Consider the following 4,248-nt stretch of genomic DNA (forward strand, 5'->3'; position numbering starts at 1 on the left):
ATTTTCCTCTACCTTTTTAGGGTTTCTTTACCGCTTTTGGAACATAATTGTCAAAAAGACATTGTATCTCCAGCATATTCAAGGAGATACAACATGGAAACTCGCATTCCTGAAGACACACCATTTGATACGAATTTTCTAGGAGACAGATCTCTAGAAACAAAATATCCATTTTTTCACACGCCGATTTCATGGTCCGCAATTTTTGCGGGACTTGTGACAGCCCTAGCCACTTCAATCTGCCTCTCTTTTCTGGTAGCAGCTTTAGGCTTAAGCCAAATGGATTTCACCTCTTCAACGCCATTTGAAGGCTCTTTCCTCTCCTTTGGCGTAGGTTCTGTTATCGTTACCGTGATTAGCCTAGCCTTGGGAGGCTTTGTAGCGGGACGTTTTGCTGAATCGTCAGGGACTCTTCATGGCTTTCTCACTTGGGCTCTCATAACATTATTGATGACCCTCCAAGCCATTCACATGGTTTCTAGTACAGCAAAGATAGGAGCTAAAACTGCTCCAGAAAACAGCTCCATGGTCCAACAAACCGTTGCCAGCCTCAAAACCAATATTTCCCCTATACTTGCAAAATTAAACAGCGAAAGTCTTGAAAAGTTTTTTGCAAAGAACAGTGACAATAGCATCAATTTTGACCAACTTGATAATGAATTGCGCACTCTTCTCAATAAAAGCGACATTCCTGCTCTCAACCCTGATCGCTTGAAACAAACCTATCAAGCTGCACTCAACGATATTGGTTCTGCGATAACAGCTTTCAAAAATGATCCTTCTCACTATCGCACCACTTTAAAAAATCTTGGTGAGCGCCTGTCTGATCGTGTAGAAGATCTCACGACAAAATTTAATCGAAGTGATATCGTCAATACCCTTATGAACGATGGTATGACCCGTGCGGATGCACAAAGAACAGCCAACAATGCGCTTCATATTTATCAGACAGCAGAGGCAAGAACTGCTCAGGCAATTGAAGCCCTTGAAGAACAGGCAGAAACACTCTCCGACAATCTTGAGGATACTATCAAGGGAGCAAAAAACACTGCAACTAAAGCCACAAAAACAGCCTCCAATATGGGATGGTGGGGCTTTCTAGGCAGCCTGATTGGTGCCATTATTTCGAGTGTGTTTGGCTATTATGGTTATAGAAGCCGTAGAGACTCTTTCAAGTTTTAAAAACTTGTGGTTCAGAAAGTATAAAACCAACAAAAAAAAGCTGTACAGAGTGTACAGCTTTTTTTGTAAATTCTTCTTGATCACTTTAAAATTCAGCCCTCTTCTTTAAGATGCTCTTTGCAATAAACATTGTATTTGACAAAAATAAAACCCATACTAGGGTGGAGCGAATGGTAATCTTTTTATTTTAGTTATCATTGATTTTTTTATCAACTATAAGGGGGAGAATATATGAATATTTCACTTAATGGAAGTAGAAAACGTTATTGAATTAGTTACTGAGGAGCTTCAGCCAACAAGGGGGTACTAAATATGCTCAACGCAGCAATATTCAAGTTTATCAAAATGAGCTTGATATGAATGGTTCACTGGAAGTTTAGTGATGTATTGTTGGTGCAAATCTGCTTATACATCCAAATTTAAAAAAGTTAAGCGTGTTTAATGAGCATATTTGAATTGTTTTCTAAAGACTTTTCTCAAAAAATTTGGGCTAAGCAAGCAGCTGAGTTATCGGTTTCAAACATCTCTTTCCATGAAGGGGATGTTTTGGATGCTCTAAGGCAATATACAGAGAATCCAAATCAACTCTTAGCACTTAATCCTAAATCCGAAGTAGTAACAGTTATTAATGGAGTACGTAGCACACATCCTCTTCCAAAATTTCTCGTTTTTGACACAGATAGAACTATAGAAGGCTACACTGCCCGCGTTGACCAATATACCGAAGGGCAAGAATGAGCCGGTCATGTATTATGGATTATACGCTGCAATCCCTCTTCTGTGGGATGCAGCAAAACACTTTGCAGATCAATTAGCACATTCTTTAGGTTTTAGACCCGGTGGACGTGTGGATATTGCCTGCTTCATTTAGCCGATATTCTTCTACTCATGTTGGAGTCCATGTAGATCACGCGCATAATTTTGGTTTTACTCTCCAAGATGACAAGACAATGTTTGCATGGACCAGCACACGAAAAGACCTCCAAGGGCTAAAATATCCTGAATATAAGGAGCATAAATCCACAGCAATTGCGCTGCAAAATTGTAGAGATCGTAATGTCAATATCTCTTTTTGGGAAATGGCACACGATGCGCAACATCATAGAGAAGATGTCATGCATTTTCTCCATCTTGATGATAAGACAAAACCTGACGTGCGTGCATCAGGAAGAGCAAGTTTAAACCCTGATAATGCTTTTCAACACTCCGCGCTAAACGCTGCAATTGCAAATTGCACCTTAAAACGCCATATACTCATTTCTCAATTAATTTGCGATACAAGTTCGCGTTTATGCGTCGGTCGCCCTCTTGTTAACGTCTCTGAAATTGAAAGTGAAATCTCTCTTCACTCATCCGCTACGCTGCAATGGGTTCCCTTGCTTGAAACAAAAGAACTGCTCCTCGCAGCAAACAGGCATTGCGCCAGTTTTGAGTATAGCGATTATTTACATAGCTTCCTGTCTCAACTTTCATCGGGAAAGAAACTTGACATAGCAAAATGAAATGATAACCTGCATGATACAGCGCAAATTACATTTGCTTTACACTTAGCAGAAAGCACAGCATCTATTTTCATGCTCCTGTTATCAGGGCCGGCGCAATTTGTGTGGGACCAATTGCACCACGCCTCTTGCATCGCTTCCAACCAGCACAAACAGTCCCCATTGTTTTATTGTTTGAAGCACTCTTTATAGCCACAGCTGCAATCGCCAACCAGTTTTGGGTTTATATTGCACTTTCTTTCGCACTAGGTTGTGCTGGCTCAATCTTTTAGTCCGCAATCCTCGTTTCCGTCCCCGAATTTGCAAACAATGATCAGCAACTAGACTGTATAAACCGCATTATCCAAACAGTCCGGAATCTTGGTTACATTGCCGGACCACTGTTAGGGGATGTGTTGTATGGTCTATCAAACGGGCAAAAAGGATTGTTTGCGCTTTCAATCATGGTTCTTTGTGCAACCTTCATCACTCTCTTTTGTTTTAAAAGTCTAAAACTTCATACGCAAACAATCAACACAGCGCCGCAAAGCAAAAAAGGGCTAGATTTAATGGGTCTCTTGCTTAAAAAAAATGTTGTCTATGCTCTTGCTCCCCTCATCCTCACCCTCATCCTCACCTCAGCTCTTAATGTGTTGTCGATTGTCCGCATTCGTACGGATCTCAACTTAAGCGCTGAAACCTATGGAATGATCACAAACATGATAAGTCTTGTCCTCGTGGTTGGTCCACTCTGTTTCTCAAGCCTTTTCCACCGCTTTGGCAATGCCGCTGGTGCATTATTGGCTTTAGCATTTTCTGCTTTTCCTTCATGCACATTGTATGGCTCATTTTTTCATCCTTGGGGGTGCAAACGGCGTGCAAAATGCCCTGATAGAAAGCTTTATGATGAAAGCCATTCAAAAAGAACAGCGAAACAGTCAAATGCCCGCCTATCTCTCATCATACAAACATCCGTATGTATTGGCTTCATAGGAGCCGGTTTTGTCCATGTGCATCGATATCCAAAGCACGCTGTTTATCGTTGGCATCGCCACAATGATCGCAGGCATTTTAGGTTTTATCTTGAACAGTGCCGTACAAAAAAAGGAATTTTATAATGGTTAATGGACTTTGCTATCTTTCCGTCTAACCGCAAAAAACTGCATTTTCACAGCAAACTCAATTTCACTGAGTCTAGGTTGGAAACAACGAAGAAGTCCTTTATGCCATTCATGCAGGGAGTAACTTATCCGACAAGGAATTTTGCTACCTTAAGATCGTTATAGTTAAAGCTACCATTTACTAGGGGGGGGATCAATTCAATACCTGTACATCTCCTCTCAACCTTCTAGCACCAAGCAAGCGTCAGACTGAATCCGTCGAGTTTGAAAACTAACCCATATTCATGGCCAAGGTGGTGCAAATACCCGAGTGTATTTTATGTTAACTTAATAGATCAAATATCCATGATTGCCTTTACGAAGCGCTTTATCTGTTATATAACGAGAAGCTTTTCAATGAAAAATCATTAATTTTTTAAATAAATTATATTCCCACAATCACCATGATAGAATGTGGGGGGGGG

6 protein-coding genes and 1 rRNA gene are annotated in these 4,248 nt (G+C 40.7%); 4 read left to right on the plus strand and 3 right to left on the minus strand.

Annotated features, from left to right (window positions below; all coding sequences use genetic code 11):
- Positions 1-93: 93 nt before the first annotated feature.
- The 4 genes from ACFIJ0_RS07165 (at position 94) to ACFIJ0_RS07180 (ending at position 2,684) form a co-directional block, all read left to right on the plus strand.
- Complete coding sequence (locus ACFIJ0_RS07165) at positions 94-1,182, plus strand: DUF3792 domain-containing protein (RefSeq protein WP_375624426.1); 1,089 nt, start codon at positions 94-96, stop codon at positions 1,180-1,182.
- Positions 1,183-1,623: 441 nt separating this feature from the next.
- Complete coding sequence (locus tag ACFIJ0_RS07170) at positions 1,624-1,920, plus strand: hypothetical protein (protein ID WP_375624428.1); 297 nt, start codon at positions 1,624-1,626, stop codon at positions 1,918-1,920.
- Positions 1,921-1,927: 7 nt separating this feature from the next.
- Complete coding sequence (locus ACFIJ0_RS07175; RefSeq protein WP_375624430.1) at positions 1,928-2,053, plus strand: hypothetical protein; 126 nt, start codon at positions 1,928-1,930, stop codon at positions 2,051-2,053.
- Complete coding sequence (locus tag ACFIJ0_RS07180; RefSeq protein ID WP_375644073.1) at positions 2,037-2,684, plus strand: hypothetical protein; 648 nt, start codon at positions 2,037-2,039, stop codon at positions 2,682-2,684. Before ACFIJ0_RS07175 ends, ACFIJ0_RS07180 begins: the two co-directional genes overlap by 17 nt.
- A gap of 70 nt (positions 2,685-2,754) precedes the next feature.
- On the opposite strand, the gene ACFIJ0_RS07185 is transcribed toward ACFIJ0_RS07180, so the two are convergent.
- From ACFIJ0_RS07185 to ACFIJ0_RS07195, 3 genes are all read right to left on the minus strand, one after another.
- Positions 2,755-2,880, minus strand: a complete 126-nt coding sequence (locus tag ACFIJ0_RS07185) for a hypothetical protein (protein WP_375624434.1) — start codon at positions 2,878-2,880, stop codon at positions 2,755-2,757.
- A 483-nt stretch (positions 2,881-3,363) separates the two neighbouring features.
- A complete protein-coding gene (locus ACFIJ0_RS07190) occupies positions 3,364-3,498 on the minus strand; it encodes a hypothetical protein (RefSeq protein ID WP_375624436.1) in 135 nt (44 codons plus the stop codon).
- A 263-nt stretch (positions 3,499-3,761) separates the two neighbouring features.
- Positions 3,762-4,248: ribosomal RNA gene (locus tag ACFIJ0_RS07195) — 23S ribosomal RNA — on the minus strand; the annotation flags it as partial.

The organism is Bartonella sp. OC68QHHN, from assembly GCF_042193875.1.
Taxonomy (GTDB): domain Bacteria; phylum Pseudomonadota; class Alphaproteobacteria; order Rhizobiales; family Rhizobiaceae; genus Bartonella; species Bartonella grahamii_A.

Coding starts and splice junctions, on each gene's coding strand:
- ACFIJ0_RS07170 (WP_375624428.1), top strand. CDS start 1,624: ATGAGCATATTTGAATTGTTTTCTAAAGACTTTTCTCAAAAAATTTGG.
- ACFIJ0_RS07165 (WP_375624426.1), top strand. CDS start 94: ATGGAAACTCGCATTCCTGAAGACACACCATTTGATACGAATTTTCTA.
- ACFIJ0_RS07175 (WP_375624430.1), top strand. CDS start 1,928: ATGTATTATGGATTATACGCTGCAATCCCTCTTCTGTGGGATGCAGCA.